The organism is Nonomuraea sp. NPDC002799 (assembly GCF_053592075.1).
Genome location: NZ_JBSFVA010000026.1, coordinates 132,412 through 147,337 on the forward strand (window position 1 = coordinate 132,412; position 14,926 = coordinate 147,337).

Consider the following 14,926-nt stretch of genomic DNA (forward strand, 5'->3'; position numbering starts at 1 on the left):
GCCGCACCCCTTACCCCTAGGGATACCGGATGCCTGACTCGTCACCATTCGCCGGCGTACTCGCGCCGGCGATCGCTGGACCTGCCCGGACGGGCGAGGTCGCCGTGCGCGAAGACGAGCCCGACGACGCCATCCGTACCCTGGTGCTGCATGCCAAGAACGGCTGCTCGGAGTCGTTTGGCACGCTCTACGACCGCTATGTGGATCTTGTCTACCGCTACATCTACTTCCGGGTCGGCTCCCATCCGCTCGCCGAGGACCTCACCAGCGAGACCTTCCTGCGCGCGCTGCGCAGGATCGCCGACTTCACCTGGCAGGGCCGGGACTTCGGCGCCTGGCTCGTGACGATCGCGCGCAACCTGGTCGCCGACCACTTCAAGTCCGGGCGCTACCGCCTGGAGATCCCGACGGGCGAGGTGATCGACGTTCCGCTTGACGGCTCGCACATTCCCGAGAACGCCGTGGTCACGGCCATCATCAACGACCGGGTGCTCCGAGCCGTACGAGATCTCAATCCCGAACAACAAGAATGCGTGGTCCTGCGCTTCCTGCACGGCCTCTCGCTCGCGGAAACCGCGCTGATCATGGGGAAGAAGAGTGGAGCGATCAAAGCGCTGCAGTTCCGGGCCGTGCGCTCGCTGGCCAGGGCACTCAAGCACGACTTGGCGTAACCTCCACCATCCGCCCCTCGTTAGTCAGGTGTCACGGTCAGACCGGCAGGGAGCTGTCCAATGAGTAGGGCGCGCAGTCGGCGGGAGCGCGTACTCGTGCACCTCACAGAGCTGCGGGAGTTGCCGCTCGGCGGCGCTCCCGAGCCGGGGTTCCGCGAGCGCCTGCGCGCCGAACTCGTCTCAGGCGGCCCCGTCTCCAGCGGCCTCGTCTCCGGCGGCGTCGCTGTGGAGGCGGGGGTGCCCGTCAGGCACGGCCACCGGCGCCCGGCGCCGCGGCGGCGGCCGCTGTTGTCGCAGCTCGCCACGTTCGGGCTGGCGGTCGGCATGATGGTCTCGGCCTTCGCCACCTACCAGGCGGTGCCGGGAGACTCGCTCTACCCGCTCAAGCGCGCCGCCGAGAGCACGATGGTGCGCCTCAGCACCGACGACGCCGAACGCGGCCGGCGCGAGCTCGACTCGGCCCAGACCCGCGCCAGGGAGGTCGCCAGCCTGCTCGGCTCGGCCGACGACGGCCCGCTGGTGAGCGAGACGCTGAAGGAGATGGAGGAGTCGACCCGCGCCGGCATCAGCCGCCTGGAACGGGCCGAGCCCCGCTCGCCCAAGATCAAGAAATTCGCGCGCGACCAGAAGGAGACCGTGCGCCCCATGCTGCAGCAACTCGACGAAGGCCAGCTCGCCCAGGCGGAGGGCTACCTGGACTACATCGAGGGTCTGGTCGCGCCCAAGTAAGCTGAAGCCCATGTGGCGGCTAATGCGACGACGAGAAGTGATGGAGCCCGAGGTCGCCGGTGAGGCCGCGGCGCAGGCGGCGGTCACCGTCGCCCCGGTCGAGGCCGACCTGCCGGCCGCGGCGTTCTTCGACGTCGACAACACGATGATGCGCGGCGCCTCGATCTACCACTTCGCCAGGGGGCTGGCCACGCGCGGGCTGTTCACGACGTCCGACCTGGTCAAGTTCGCGGTGGGGCAGGCGGTGTTCAGGCTGCGGGGCAACGAGAATCCGGAGCACATCGCGGTCGCCAGGGAGACCGCGCTGGCCTTCGTCGCCGGCGCCAAGGTCGACGACGTCGTACGCCTCGGCGAGGAGATCTACGACGAGGTCATGGCCGACCGCATCTGGGGCGGCACCAGGGCCCTCGCGCAGCGCCACCTCGACGCCGGCCAGCGGGTCTGGCTGGTCACCGCCACGCCGGTGGAGCTGGCCAGGGTCATCGCGCAGCGCCTCGGCCTGACGGGCGCGCTCGGCACGGTCGCCGAGACCAGCAACGGCGTCTACAGCGGCCGGCTGGTCGGCGACCTGCTCCACGGGCCCGCCAAGGCGGAGGCGGTGCGCGCGCTGGCGCGCAGGGAGGGGCTCGACCTCACCCGGTGCACCGCCTACAGCGACTCGGCCAACGACCTGCCGCTGCTGTCGCTGGTCGGGCAGGCCGTGGCCATCAACCCCGACAGCGAGCTGCGCGAGCACGCCAGGACGCACGCGTGGCCGATCAAGGACTTCCGCACCGGGCGCAAGGCCACGATGGCGGCGCTGCCCATCGCCGCCGGGGTGGGGGCCGTGGCCGGCGGCGTCGCCGCCGGCATCGCCCTGCGGCGGCACTACCGCTCGGCCCGCTAAGCCGGGCGGCACTACCGCTCGGCCCGCTAAGCCGGGCGGCACTCCCGCTCGGGCCGATCGGCAGGACGGCACTCCCGCTCAGCCCGATAGGCGCCCCCTACTTCAGCGTGTCGAAGAGGTCGCGGGCCTCCGGCTGCTTCCACTGGAGCCGGTTCCCGTCCAGCGCGTAGGGCTCCCAGGGGACCGTCCGCAGGGTCAGCCTGGTCTCCGACAGGTCGGTGGCCAGCTCGTACATCTCCTCCATGGTCAGATCCGTCTTGACCGACGCGCGCACCGCGGTGAGGAGGGCCTTGAGCCGGGCGGGGTCGAGCATCACGCTCTCGACCTTCTTCAGCATCGCGAGCACGACCGCCTGCTGCCGCTTGATCCGCTGGATGTCCGAGCCGTCGCCGTACTGGCGCAGCCGGACGTAGCCGAGTGCCTGCTCGCCGTTCAGGTGGCTCCGGCCCGCGGGCAGCCTCAGTTTGGCCGCCTTGTCGTCCACCGGCCGCGGCAAGGTGACCTCCACCCCTCCGATCGCGTCCACCATGCCCTTGAAGCCGGCGAAGTCCACCTCGACCGAGTGGTGGATGTCCAGCCCGGTGAGCTTCTCCAGCGTCTTCCGCAGACAGGCCGCCCCGCCCTCGTCGTACGCCGAGTTGATCAGGCCGGTCCTGGCCGGCGACGAGGAACAGGCCGGGATGGGCACCACCGAGTCGCGGGGGACGTTGACCGCCGTGGTCTTCTTCCTGTCGGCCGGCACATGGACGATCATGATGGTGTCGGAGCGCCGGCCGACGCCAACTCTGGCCTGCATGGGGCCGTACTTGCTGTTGCCCGCACCCTCACGCGTGTCGGAGCCGATCACCAGCACGTTGCGCGCTCCGCTCATGTCCACGTTCTCGCCGGCCGTGGCGGGCCCGGCCGGCAGGCGTGCGTCGCCGATCAGCAGGGCGGGCACGGCGACCGCCGCGACGGTGGCCACGGTGGCGACGGCCACGAGCCCGGCCGTCCACCAGCCCGGCCGGCGGCGGCGGTGGCGGGTCCCGAACATGCGGTCGCGCTGGCGGACGAGCGACACGGGCGGTTGGTGTTCAAGGTGCCCGCCGAGGTCGCGGAGCAGCTTCAGATCGTCCATCGTCACTCCTCCTCCATGGGATTGTTGTCGCCGAGGGCGGCCCGTACCTTCCGCCTGCCCCGGTTGAGGCGGGAGCGCACGGTTCCGACGGGGATGCCGAGCGCCCGCCCGACCTCCTCGTACGTGAGATCGCCCCAGGCGATCAGCAGCAGCACGTCGCGGTCCTTGGCGGGCAGCGCCGCGAGCGCGCCGGCCAGCTCGGCCCGCACGGCCTGGGCGCTGACCCCCGCGGCCACCCGGTCGGCGGGCGACTCCACGTCGGGGTCGACAGGGGCGCGCAGGAGGGCCCGGTAGCGGGCCGCCTCCTTGCGGTGGTGCCTTGAGACGAGCTTGGTGAGGATGCCGAAGAGCCACGGCCTGGCGTCGGTATAGGACAGGTCGTAGGTCGTCCGGCGGGAGAAGGCGATCAGGAACGTCTCACCGACGAGATCTTCGGCGGGCTCGGGGCCGAGCCGTTTGGAGGCGTACCTGTAGAGCATGGCGGAGTAGCGGTCGAAGAGCTCGGCGAAGGCCTCGGGTTCGGTCCACGAGGCGCTCACCAGCTCGGAGTCCGCGCCCCTGGTGGCGGGTTGCGTGATCATCTCCGCCCTTCTGTGGGAGATCGGTCACGCATGTCTTGCCACAACCCGCCTGCCGGGTTCACGGCGTGGGCACCGGGCCGGCCGAAATCCTGCTCCGCGGGTGCGCCGGGTCAGCGGAACGGCGGAAAGGCGTGCCCTCGGCGTAGCCGCAGTTCGTTGAGCAGTTGCTGGATGACCTCGCGCACGTGATCGGTGAGGTTGAACACCAGCATCGGATCATCGGCCGCCGACGGTTCGTACTCGTCGGTGCGGATCGGCTCGCCGAACTCGATCAGCCACTTCGACGGCAGCGGCACCAGGCCGAGCGGGCCGAGCAGCGGGAAGAACGGCGTGATCGGCAGGTAGGGCAGGCCGAGCAGCCGGGCCAGGAACTTCAGGTCGCCGATCTTGGGATAGATCTCCTCGGCGCCCACGATCGCGGTCGGCACGATGGGCACGCCGGCCCGGATGGCCGAGGCCACGAAGCCGCCGCGGCCGAACCGCTGCAGCTTGTAACGCTCGGAGAACGGCTTGCCGACGCCCTTGAAGCCCTCGGGGAACACCCCGACCAGCTCGCCCTTGCGCAGCAGCCGGTCAGCGTCCTCGCGGCAGGCCAGCGTGTGGCCGGTCTTGCGCGACAGGTGGCTGAGCAGCGGAAGCTGGTAGACCAGGTCGGCGCCGAGCAGCCGCAACGGCCTGCCGACGTCGTCGTGCATGGCGACCTGCATCATCAGCGCGTCGATCGGCAGGGTGCCGGAGTGGTTGGCGACGACCAGCGCGCCGCCCTCCGCCGGGATGTTCTTCAGCTCAAGGGTCTCGACCCGGAACCAGTGGTTGTAGAGCGGCCTGATCAGCTCCAGCAGCACCTTGTCGGTCAGCTCGGCGTCATAGCCGAACTCGTCGACCTCGTAGTCGCCGGTCAGGCGCCTGCGGACGAACGCCAGAAGCTTGGCCAGCGGCTCGGGCTCAGGCTCGGGCTCGGCGAAGGACGGTGCCGCGCTGATGGGGGTCACCCGCGGGTCGTCGCCGGGAACGCTCAACTCCGTACACCTCCGAACGGGCGCAGGCTCCGCGACCGCAGAAAGTCGTCGAAGGCCGCCCCGGTCGTGAACTTGGGCTTCCAGCCGAGCACGGCCTCCAGCTCGGAGGTGTCGACCGCACGGCCATGGCTCATCAGCCTGAGCTGCTCGGGCGAGTATTCGACCAGCCCGATCCGGCGCACGGCGTTGCCGAGCGCCTTGAAGGCGGGCGAGAACAGCGGCAACGACAGTCGCCCCGCCCTGCGCACGCACTGCGACAGCAGCAACACGCCTGCCCCGGCCACGTTGAACGTGCCGGGGTGATCTTCGGACGCCATCCGGCGCAGCACCTCGACCGCGTCGTCCTCGTGGACGAACTGCAGCCGCGGATCGAAGCCGAACACGGTCGGCAACACCGGCTGGGTGAAGTAGCGCGTCAGCGGCGAGTCCACGCCAGGACCCATGAAGTTGGCGAAGCGCAGCAGCGACACCGTCACATCAGGACGGCGCCGCGCGAAACCCCGCACGTAGCCCTCGACCTCGACCGCGTCTTTGGCGTAGCCGTGGCTCGGGCTGTCGTGCGCCTCCAGGTCCTCGGTGAAGACCGCGGGGTCCCGCGGCGACGAGCCGTAGACGGCGGTGGTGGAGCGCACCACCACGCGCCGCACGGTCGCCGACCGCTGGCAGGCACCGAGCAGCTGCATGGTGCCGATGACGTTGTGCTCCTTCATCGCAGCCCGGCCGGCACTCCGCGAGGGAGCGCTGACGAGGCTCATGTGCACAACGGTGTCGATGTCCGCGGCCGCGATCACCTGGGCGATGTCGGGGCTGCGCAGATCCACCCGGACGAACTCCGTCCGCCCGAGAGAGATGCCGCCGTCTCGCGTCAGCGAGGGGGGCGGCACGGTGTCCACTCCTATGACACGGCTGATGTCCGGGTCTGCCGCGAGAACGCTCGCCACCCGGGCGCCTATGTGGCGCGAGACCCCGGTGACAAGCACGGTATGGGTCATCAGCGCCTCGCAGCCGCGTCGGTTACTTCTTGTTACGCCGCTGGATGCGCGTCTTCTTGAGCAGCTTGCGGTGCTTCTTCTTCGCCATCCGCTTGCGGCGCTTCTTGATGACAGAGCCCACGGGACCCCCAGGTACTGATAGCACGGCTGAATCGGAGTGCGAGCGCACACCGGGTCACAGACTACCGGCGATCCGAGGTAGATCGCCCCTTGGGGGGTGAGAGCCCGGTCGCATCTGCCGCGACCGGGCCTCTCCCGCGAGTGAATTCACGACCCGGCTCCATCGTCGGGAGCTCTCGTGTCGCTACTTCATCCTGCCTCGATGTAGGCCTCCCGCAGATAATCGTGCACCGCCTGCTCAGGCACCCTGAACGACCGGCCTACTCGGATGGCCGGCAACTCGCCAGAGTGAACGAGCCGGTACACAGTCATCTTGGACACCCTCATGACCGTCGCGACTTCTGCCACGGTCAGGAACTTCACCTCGCTGAGAGGTCTTTCGCCTGCAGCCATCGGACGCCTCTTCCGCACGTGTTTCCGGGTTATCCCCACTGGTGCCATTGCTCACGCACGTGTACTGCCGTCAGCGTAAGTCGGGACTCCGAGTGCGCAAACCCCCTATTTTCTCAACCGACGGAGCCACTTGTCAGCCGATCCAGCAAAGTTGCTGGCCAGCAGCCGGATCGAGCACTCACTTGGACGTTGGAACTGTCCAAGCTGCCACACATAAGAGTCGCCCGAGCCCCATCAAAAGTTGGCAAAGGGACAGCGAGCCTCTTGGAATGCAGGCGCGAAAAGACGGTATGGGGATGACCGAATCAGACTCAAAGGACGCGTGAGACCTGTGTGACGAGTCTCTCGGTCAACGGACCGTAATACCTGGGTAGCACATTGTCGTCAAGTGGCACCACTACCTCGATCTTGCCTTCCGCCGCACCGACGAAGAGGCCCGGATCGTTGGAGTCCGCGAACGCCACCGTCGGCGCACCGGCCTCACCAGCCGCTCCTGCCCAGCCATGGTCGGCGATAACCAGGTCGGGCAGATCCTCATTGAGCTCGGCGAGCATGTGCCGCATCGGGGCCGCGTCGTGGGTGTGCACGAAACCGCCCTTGTCGTCGAGCATGGCGATGTCCTGGAGGTAGCGGATCCGGCGCGAACGGCCGATGCGCCCCGCGTAGGACCAGCCCTCGGCGGGCGTCAGCAGGCGCGCCCCGCGCTGGACGCAGAACGCCGCCAGCGGCAGGTGCACGGCGAGCAGGCCGGTCGGGTGCCCGGTCGCGAACAGGAGGCGCGGGTTCGGCCGCGACAACACGCCGGCGATGCGCTCGGCCATGGCGTCGATCGCGTCGATCGTCAGGTCGGGGTCGATGGTGTCCTGGCCCCAGCGGTGCGCCGGGTCGGCGACGACGCCCGCGGACTTGGCCATCAGCGCGAGGATGTCGCGGTAGGACCACGGCTGCTCTAACGTCAGCCCCAGCCGGTAGTAGGCGTCGCCGTTGGCCAGAGAGCTGTAGTGGTCGAGGTTGTTCTCGCGGGACGTCGCGACATCGCCGGCGATGCGGCTGTAGACAAGGTGCTCACGAAGTTCGTCGCGGCTCAGCACAGCTTCTGTCCTCGCTAGGGCATCGGGTCGAGGCCGTGCAGAGGGAACACCGCGTTCCGGGTCGCCATGACCGCACGGTCGATGGGGTCCGCTGGGTCATAACCACCGGACAGGTCCTGAAATTCCGGGCTTCGTCCGTCCGTCATGGTCAGCGGCGGGCTCTCACCCGTCCGCTCCCTGACGAGCCGGCGCCAGTCCTCGCTCGTCGGCGTGGCCGGGTCGATCGGATGCCCGGCGAGCTCCGCGATGAGGTGCGTCCACGCTCGCGGGACCACCTGCACCAGCTCGTAACCGCCGCCGCCCGTCGCGACCCACCGGCCGCCCGCCGTCTCGTGGGCCAGATGGTGCAGCGCGGCGTACGCGGCCCGCTGGCCGTCGACGCTCAGCATCAGGTTGGCGAGGGGGTCGAGCGCGTGGCTGTCGCACCCGTGCTGGGTCACCAGGATCTCGGGCGCGAACTCGCGCAGCAGCGGCGGCACGACCGCGTGGAAGGCCCGCAGCCAGCCCGAGTCGCCGCACCCGGCGGGCAGCGCCACGTTGACGGCCGTGCCCTCGGCCCCGGTCTCCTCGGGGAACCCGGTGCCCGGGAACAGCGTGCGCGGACTCTCGTGCAGGCTGATCGTCAGCACCCTGGGGTCGTCGTAGAACGCCGTCTGCACGCCGTCGCCGTGGTGCACGTCGACGTCGACGTACGCGATGCGGCTCACGCCCTGGTCGAGCAGCCAGGCGATGGCCAGGGCCGGATCGTTGTAGACGCAGAAGCCGCTGGCCGTGGCGCGCATCGCGTGGTGCAGCCCACCGGCGATGTTGACCGCGTGCTCGGCCGACCCCTCCCACACCGAGCGGGCGGCGGCCAGCGAGGCTCCGGCGATCAGCGCGGAAGCCTCGTGCACGCCCGCGAAGGCGGGGTTGTCGGTCGTGCCGAGCCCGGCGCCGAGATCGGGCCGGCCGGAGGCGGACACGCCTTTGACCGCCTCGATGTAGCCGCGGTCGTGGACCAGGGCGAGCTCGTCGTCGGTGGCCGGCGCGCAGCCGGTCACCTCGACCTTGTCGAGCACGCCGAGCCCGCGGGCGAGCGCCATGGTGAGCTCCACCCGCACGGGGGCGAGTGGATGGCTGGGGCCGAAGTCATAGGAGGTCAGCGCGTCGTCCCAGATCACCCGTGCCGACCGGCTCATGCCCATCCCTCCGCGTGCCGCCTCGCTTTGCGCCGACGTTACCGCAGCGCGGACCCTCCCCGTAGCCCGGAACCGGAGTCCCGAAACTTCCGGCGGGACCCGCCCCGCTCATTCCGTACGGAGGGCGACCACCGGGTCCAGCCGGCCTGCCCGCCGCGCCGGCGCCACGCCGAAGAACACCCCGACCGCTACCGACACCCCGAAGGCCAGCACGATCGACCACCACGTGATCGACGCGGGCACCTCGGTCGTCGCCTCGATCGCCAGCGCGCCGCCGGCGCCGAGCACGATCCCGATGAGCCCGCCGATCGTGGTCAGCAGGACGGCCTCTATGAGGAACTGCGTCAGGATGTCGCGCTGCCTGGCCCCCAGCGCCTTGCGCAGCCCGATCTCCCGCGTCCGCTCGCGCACGCTGACCAGCATGATGTTCGACACACCCACGCCTCCCACCAGCAGCGAGATGCCCGCGATGGCGGCCAGCACGCCGGTGAGCATCCCCAGCACCCTGCCGATCGTGCCGAGCAGCGCGGTCTGCGTCACCGCCGAGAACTGCTCGCCCGGATAACGGGCCCGCAGCGCCGCCGTCACCTTGTCCGACAGCGGATCGATCTCGTCGGGCCCGGAGGCGCCGACCGCGAGCCCGTTGATCCGCTCGATGCCGAGCAACCGCTGGGCGGTCGTCACCGGGATGTGGATCTCCTGGTCGCGGGAGAGCCCGAAAGTCTGCCCGACGGCCGCGTACACGCCCACGACCCGGAACCTGGCCCCGGACACCGTCACCTGCCGCCCGATCGGATCGAGGTCGCCGAACAGCTGCCCGGCCACCTCCGAGCCCAGCACGGCCACCCTGCGCCTGGTGTCCACGTCGGTCTCGCTGAGCGGGCGGCCCTTGCCGACGGGGCGCTCGAAGATGTTGACCAGGTTCTGGTCGGTGCCGACCACGGTGACGAACGCCTCGGTCCTGCCGACCCGGACGGTCTCCCCCGACTGCAGCGAGACCGTCACCTTCGACGGGTCGCCCACCACGCGCCGCACGTACGCCACGTCGGCCAGGCCGAGCTTGCTCTGCGTCGGGGCCGCGCCCAGGCTGATGCGGCCGGGGACGACGAGGATGATGTTCGTGCCGAGGCCGGAGATCTGCTGCTCGATCTCGTCCTTCGCGCCCGTGCCGATGGCGACCAGCACCACCACGGCCAGCACACCGATGATGACGCCGAGCATGGTCAGCACACTCCGCAACCGGTTGACGAGCAACGCCTCCAGCGCAGCATTCATGGCCTCACTCCGTTCGGCAGCTCGGTCGCCTCACGCCGCCGTCTTCCCCCGCTCTGGTCGCTACGCTCCCGCCGCTCCTCCAGACGACGGCACTCCCTCGCGGTCACAGCCTCACTCCGTTCGGCGCTCGGGCGCCTTGCGGCGCCGACGGTTCTCCCGACGACGTGTCATGACGTGTCCTGTTCGATCAGGCCGTCGCGTACGTGGATCTGGCGTCTGGCGTGTGCTGCGACCTCCGGCTCGTGGGTGACGAGCACCACGGCTACGCCGCCGTCGCTGTTGAGCCGGTCGAGGATGGACATGACCTCGGCCCCGTTGCCGGTGTCGAGGTTGCCCGTCGGCTCGTCGGCCAGCAGGACCTTCGGCTCGCCGACCAGGGCTCTGGCGATGGCCACGCGCTGCTGCTCGCCGCCGGACATCTGGGAGGGCCGGTGCTCCAGGCGGTGCCCGAGCCCGACCGACTCCAGTGCCGCGCGCGCCCTGGAGCGCCGTTCGGCCCTGCCGACCCCCCGGTAGACCAGCGGCAGCGCCACGTTGTCCAGCGCCGTGGTTCTGGCCAGCAGGTGGAAGGACTGGAAGACGAAGCCGATCGTCTTGTTCCGCAGCTCGGCCAGGTCGGTGTCGGACAGTCTGGCGATCTCCACGCCGTTCACCTTGAGCAGGCCCGAGCTGGGGCGGTCGAGGCAGCCGAGCAGGTGCATGAGCGTGGACTTGCCCGACCCCGACGGGCCGATGATGGCGGCGAACTCGCCCTGGTCGATCCGGATCGACACGCCGCGCAGCGCCTCCACGGCCACGCCGTCGAGCTGGTAGCGCCTGGTGAGGTTCACCGCCTCGATGGCCGGCGTCATGGGAGCTCCTGCCCCTGCCGTACGGAGTCCGCGCCCTTGACCACGATCCGGTCGCCCACGGACAACCCGCTCAGCACCTCGACCACGGCGTCGCCCTGGGCGCCGAGCTTGACCACGCGGCGTTCCGCGACGCCGTTCCTGATCGCCCACACGACGCTCTCGCGCCCGCTGGAGACGATGGCCGCGGCGGGTGCGGAGACGGCCGACGGGGACTCCCGGACGGTCAGCCGGGTGACGGCGCTCATGCCCGGCTTGGGCGTGGGCGCCTTGGCGCCGTCGTCGTACGTTCCTGGGCCGAGCGTGAGCCGCACCGGGTAGCTGACGCCGCCCGTGGCGCCCGCCATGGGGCTGACGCCGATGCCGGTCACCGCGGCCCGGTAGGTGGCGCCGGGCACCGCGTCCAGCTCGACCGCGGCCTTGTCGCCCTTGGCGACGAGCAGCACGTCGGTCTCGTCCACGTCGGCCTCAAGCGTGAGCTTGGAGACGTCGGTGACGGTGACGATGGCGTCGCCCGCCGAGACGGGGACCCCCGTCGCCACGGGTCCGCCGGCGGAGGTGCTCCCCGAGGGCATGGAGGGCAGCTGGCCGCCGGTGGGAAGCTGGCTGAGCAGGCCCTCGACGCCGCTGGGGGCGCCGCCGCCGGACGCGCGGCCCAGCGTGACGACACCGCTGAAGGGGGCTTTGACGGTGAGCGACTTGACGGTGCGCTCGGCCATCTTGACCGCCGCCTTGGCCTGCGTGCCGGAGACGGCCTGCAGCGAGGCCATGGAGCTGGACAGGCCGCTCGTCACACCGGACAGGACGCCGCTGATCGAGCGGTTGAGCTGGGCGCTCATCGAGGCGAGGGCCCGGGTCTGCGCCTTGTGCCGGGCCTGCGCCTGGTCGATGGCGTCGAGGAGCTGCTCGCGCGTCCGGCGGTCCTCGACCTTCCTGGCCTGTTTGCGGGCCTTGGCGAAGTGGGCGGCCATCCCGCGGTCGAGCGACCTGGTGTCGAGCGATGGGAGCCGCACGGCGGGGGCGGCGAAGCCGGTGGGTGCCGCGGCGGCCTTGCGGGCCTGCTTGAGCTGGTCCTCGGCCTGGGGTGAGGAGATCCTGACGAGGATCTGGCCCTTGCGGACCTGGTCGCCCTCGCGTACGTAGAGTTTGGCGACGGTGCCCTGGGCGGGCGAGCGCAGTGTCGCCGAGGCCCGCGCGCCGATCGTGGCGGGCGCCTCGACGACTTCGGTGACCGATGCCCGTCTGACGTCGCCGACCTGTACGGCGGGCGGCTCCTCGGACGTGCAACCGGTCAATGCTAAGAGGACGAGCAGCGGCGCGAGGCCGCGACGTAACGTCACCCGGCCCATCGTAGGGCCGGGGACCCGTCATCCCGAGGCGAGCTCCCTGCCGCGGTCGCGGGCGGCCTCGATGGCGGCCAGGAACGCGGCGCGCACGCTGTGACGCTCCAGCTCGGCGATGGCGGCGATGGTCGTGCCGCCCGGCGAGGTGACGGCCTCGCGCAGGATCACGGGATGCTCACCGGAGTCGCGCAACATGACGGCGGCGCCGACGATGGACTGGGTGACCATCTCGAGCGCGGCCGCCCGCGGCATGCCGAGCAGGATGCCCGCGTCGACCATGGCCTCGACCAGGTAGAAGAAGTAGGCGGGGCCGCTGCCGGACAGCGCCGTCGCCGCGTCCTGCTGGGACTCGGGGATGCGCAGCACCTTGCCGACGGGCTTGAGCAGGCCCTCGGTGAGCTTGAGGTGCTCCTCGCCCGCGTGCGCGCCCGCCGAGATCACGCTCATCGCCTCGTCGAACCTGATCGGCGTGTTGGACATCACCCGGACCACCGGCACCTCGACCCCGAGCCGCTGCTCCACGAACGCGGTCGTGATGCCGGCCGCGGCGGTGATCACCAGGCGGTCGGCCGGCACGTAGGGGGCGATCTCGCCGAGCAGCGCGGCCATGTCCTGCGGCTTGGCGGCCAGGATCAGGGTGTCGGCCGTCTTGGCCGCCTCGGCGTTGGAGACGGTGCGCACGCCGTAGGTCTCGCGCAGCGCCTGCGCGCGCTCGGCCCTGCGGGTGGTGGCCATGATGTCGCCCGGCTTGAACCCGGCGCGCAACAGCCCGGACAGCAGGGCCTCTCCCATCTTGCCCGTGCCCAGTATCGCAATCATCCTGGCAGCCTATCGGCTAGCCGTGCGAGGCCAGAGACCGCAGGAAGAAGGCCAGGTTGCGGGGGCGCTCGGCCAGGCGGCGGATGAGGTAGGCGTACCAGTCGTCGCCGTAGGGGACGTAGACGCGCATCTGGGAGCCGAGCCCGGCCAGGCGGGCCTGCTCGGCCGGCCGTACGCCGTAGAGCATCTGGTATTCGAAGCCGGTCACGTCGCGTCCGTCGAGCACCGCCAGCGTGGCGGCGATGCGCACCAGCCTGGGGTCGTGGGTGGCCACCATGGGGTAGCCGGTGCCGGCCATGAGGATCTTCAGGCAGCGGACGAACGACCGGTCGATGTCGGCGGGCCTGGCGTAGGCGCCGGGGGCGGTGTAGGCGCCCTTGCACAGGCGTACGCGGGCCCCGTCGAGCTTCTCGCAGCGCTCCAGCGAGTCGGGCAGGTAGGCCTGCACCACCACGCCGACGTCGGGATGCTCCCTGCGCAGGGCGGCGTGCACGGCGTGCAGCGCCGGGATCGTGTCGTGCTCCTCCGCGTCGAGCGTCACCGTGACGTCCCTGGCGGCGGCGGCCCGGCAGATGGCGGCGGCGTGGTCGCAGGCGAGCCGCTCCGACAACCGCAGCCCGAGCGCGGTGAGCTTGACCGACACGTCGGCGCCCGCGGGCAGCAGGTCGAGCAGCGACAGGTAGCTCCCGACGGCCGCCTCGGCCTGCGAGCCGTCCGTCACGTCCTCGCCGAGGTGGTCCACGGTGACGAGGAGGCCCTGACGGGTCAGCTTGGCGACCACGGAGCCGATGTCGTCGGCGACGTAGCGCCTGACCACGTCAGCGGTCAGCGGCGAGGTGGTGACGAGCCGCTCGGCGCGTCGGCTCTTGGCGAGGGCGAGCATGGCCTGACGGAGCACGTGGACCACACTAGTCCCGCACACCGCTGAACCGGGGAGGTGCTTGATCCGTCCTATGGATATGCGGACATTGACAGCGACTCTCCTGGCCGGATGTCTGGCGCTCGCGACGGGTTGCGGCGCGACGCCGCCGGCCGGGCAGGCCGCCCCCTCCACGCCGGCCAGACCGCCCGTGGTGTCCAGCCCGGTCACCACCGCACCCACGCCCACCAAGGGCCCTCAGCCGGTCAAGCCGACCGGCGACGCCGTGCACGTGCGCAAGGTCGCCTGGACCAAGGCCAAGCCCGTCTCCAAGGGCAAGAAGGTCGCGCTCACCTGGTGGTCGGGCGTCGCGCCGTGCACGGTCCTCGACCGGGTCAAGGTGAAGGAGACCGCGAAGAAGGTCACGATCACGCTGTACGAGGGCGCCTCGCCCAAGGCGAAGAACATGGCGTGCATCATGATCGCGGTCGAGAAGACCACGACGGTCAAGCTGAAGAAGGCGCTCGGCAAGCGCAAGCTGGTGGACGGTTCCAAACCGTAGCTGTCCAACATCGGACACCCCTGATGACAACTGATCGATTACTTGCGATACATCGATCAGGCACCGGAGGCGCGGGGGCGTCGAAGGTGACGCCGCGCATCCCTGGGGGGTCCCGTGAAACGGCTTGGCCGCGCCCTGTCCGCACTCCTGCTCGTTTCTGTCGGTTTGATCGCGCTGACGAGCCCGCCGGCGCAGGCGTTGCCGGCGGCGTTTCAGCGGCAGACCGTGTTCAGCGGGCTGAATCACCCGTCGAACATCGAGTTCGCCGCGGACGGGCGGGTGTTCGTCGCGGAGAAGAACGGGCTGATCAAGGTCTTCGACTCGCTCACCGACACCACGCCCACGACGTACGCGGACTTACGCACCCAGGTGCACAACTTCTGGGACCGCGGCCTGCTCGGCATGGCCCTGCACCCCGACTTCCCGGCCGACCCGCGCCTGTA

18 protein-coding genes are annotated in these 14,926 nt (G+C 70.4%); 5 read left to right on the plus strand and 13 right to left on the minus strand.

The window, feature by feature from the left end; all coding sequences use genetic code 11:
- Nucleotides 1–104 precede the first annotated feature (104 nt).
- From ACWD0F_RS36015 to ACWD0F_RS36025, 3 genes are all read left to right on the plus strand, one after another.
- Nucleotides 105–671: a sigma-70 family RNA polymerase sigma factor gene (locus ACWD0F_RS36015; RefSeq protein WP_449884008.1), complete on the plus strand. Its 567-nt coding sequence runs from the start codon at nt 105–107 to the stop codon at nt 669–671.
- A 96-nt stretch (nt 672–767) separates the two neighbouring features.
- Nucleotides 768–1,400, plus strand: a complete 633-nt coding sequence (locus tag ACWD0F_RS36020; protein WP_449884010.1) for a DUF5667 domain-containing protein — start codon at nt 768–770, stop codon at nt 1,398–1,400.
- A 10-nt stretch (nt 1,401–1,410) separates the two neighbouring features.
- Nucleotides 1,411–2,286: an HAD family hydrolase gene (locus ACWD0F_RS36025; protein WP_449884013.1), complete on the plus strand. Its 876-nt coding sequence runs from the start codon at nt 1,411–1,413 to the stop codon at nt 2,284–2,286.
- Between the two features lie 97 nt (nt 2,287–2,383).
- Here the strand turns inward: ACWD0F_RS36025 and ACWD0F_RS36030 are convergent, their stop codons facing one another.
- The 13 genes from ACWD0F_RS36030 to ACWD0F_RS36090 all read right to left on the minus strand — a co-directional run bounded on the left by ACWD0F_RS36030 (nt 2,384) and on the right by ACWD0F_RS36090 (nt 13,960).
- Nucleotides 2,384–3,403: an LCP family protein gene (locus ACWD0F_RS36030; protein ID WP_449884015.1), complete on the minus strand. Its 1,020-nt coding sequence runs from the start codon at nt 3,401–3,403 to the stop codon at nt 2,384–2,386.
- A 2-nt stretch (nt 3,404–3,405) separates the two neighbouring features.
- Entirely contained in the window at nt 3,406–3,984 is a 579-nt protein-coding gene (locus ACWD0F_RS36035; protein WP_449884017.1) for an RNA polymerase sigma factor, read from the minus strand.
- Nucleotides 3,985–4,094: 110 nt separating this feature from the next.
- Nucleotides 4,095–4,976 carry a lysophospholipid acyltransferase family protein gene (locus tag ACWD0F_RS36040; RefSeq protein ID WP_449884061.1) on the minus strand — a complete coding sequence of 294 codons (882 nt, stop codon included), beginning with the start codon at nt 4,974–4,976 and terminating at the stop codon, nt 4,095–4,097.
- A gap of 23 nt (nt 4,977–4,999) precedes the next feature.
- The gene (locus ACWD0F_RS36045; RefSeq protein WP_449884020.1) at nt 5,000–5,995 is read right to left on the minus strand and encodes an NAD-dependent epimerase/dehydratase family protein; all 996 of its coding nucleotides are present in this window, start codon (nt 5,993–5,995) and stop codon (nt 5,000–5,002) included.
- Between the two features lie 22 nt (nt 5,996–6,017).
- Nucleotides 6,018–6,116, minus strand: coding sequence for a 30S ribosomal protein bS22 (locus ACWD0F_RS36050; RefSeq protein WP_018654693.1), 99 nt, complete (start codon nt 6,114–6,116; stop codon nt 6,018–6,020).
- A gap of 188 nt (nt 6,117–6,304) precedes the next feature.
- Nucleotides 6,305–6,508, minus strand: coding sequence for a helix-turn-helix domain-containing protein (locus ACWD0F_RS36055; RefSeq protein ID WP_043629748.1), 204 nt, complete (start codon nt 6,506–6,508; stop codon nt 6,305–6,307).
- Between the two features lie 311 nt (nt 6,509–6,819).
- Nucleotides 6,820–7,599 carry a phosphatase gene (locus tag ACWD0F_RS36060; RefSeq protein WP_449884025.1) on the minus strand — a complete coding sequence of 260 codons (780 nt, stop codon included), beginning with the start codon at nt 7,597–7,599 and terminating at the stop codon, nt 6,820–6,822.
- A gap of 14 nt (nt 7,600–7,613) precedes the next feature.
- Nucleotides 7,614–8,777 (minus strand): acetoin utilization protein AcuC, encoded by a 1,164-nt coding sequence (locus ACWD0F_RS36065; protein WP_449884029.1) that lies wholly within the window; start codon nt 8,775–8,777, stop codon nt 7,614–7,616.
- Nucleotides 8,778–8,885: 108 nt separating this feature from the next.
- Nucleotides 8,886–10,052 (minus strand): ABC transporter permease, encoded by a 1,167-nt coding sequence (locus ACWD0F_RS36070; RefSeq protein ID WP_449884030.1) that lies wholly within the window; start codon nt 10,050–10,052, stop codon nt 8,886–8,888.
- A 167-nt stretch (nt 10,053–10,219) separates the two neighbouring features.
- Nucleotides 10,220–10,903, minus strand: coding sequence for an ABC transporter ATP-binding protein (locus ACWD0F_RS36075; protein WP_449884033.1), 684 nt, complete (start codon nt 10,901–10,903; stop codon nt 10,220–10,222).
- The gene (locus tag ACWD0F_RS36080) at nt 10,900–12,240 is read right to left on the minus strand and encodes an efflux RND transporter periplasmic adaptor subunit (protein WP_449884036.1); all 1,341 of its coding nucleotides are present in this window, start codon (nt 12,238–12,240) and stop codon (nt 10,900–10,902) included. The genes ACWD0F_RS36075 and ACWD0F_RS36080 overlap by 4 nt, the downstream gene beginning before the upstream one ends.
- A gap of 27 nt (nt 12,241–12,267) precedes the next feature.
- Entirely contained in the window at nt 12,268–13,062 is a 795-nt protein-coding gene (gene proC / locus ACWD0F_RS36085; RefSeq protein ID WP_449884039.1) for a pyrroline-5-carboxylate reductase, read from the minus strand.
- A gap of 16 nt (nt 13,063–13,078) precedes the next feature.
- Complete coding sequence (locus tag ACWD0F_RS36090) at nt 13,079–13,960, minus strand: proline dehydrogenase family protein (protein ID WP_449884041.1); 882 nt, start codon at nt 13,958–13,960, stop codon at nt 13,079–13,081.
- 61 nt (nt 13,961–14,021) lie between these two features.
- Between ACWD0F_RS36090 and ACWD0F_RS36095 the strand changes: the two genes are divergently transcribed.
- A complete protein-coding gene (locus ACWD0F_RS36095) occupies nt 14,022–14,483 on the plus strand; it encodes a hypothetical protein (RefSeq protein WP_449884044.1) in 462 nt (153 codons plus the stop codon).
- Nucleotides 14,484–14,597: 114 nt separating this feature from the next.
- Nucleotides 14,598–14,926, plus strand: a 329-nt coding sequence (locus ACWD0F_RS36100; protein ID WP_449884047.1) for a PQQ-dependent sugar dehydrogenase, incomplete at its 3' end; no start/stop codon positions are given.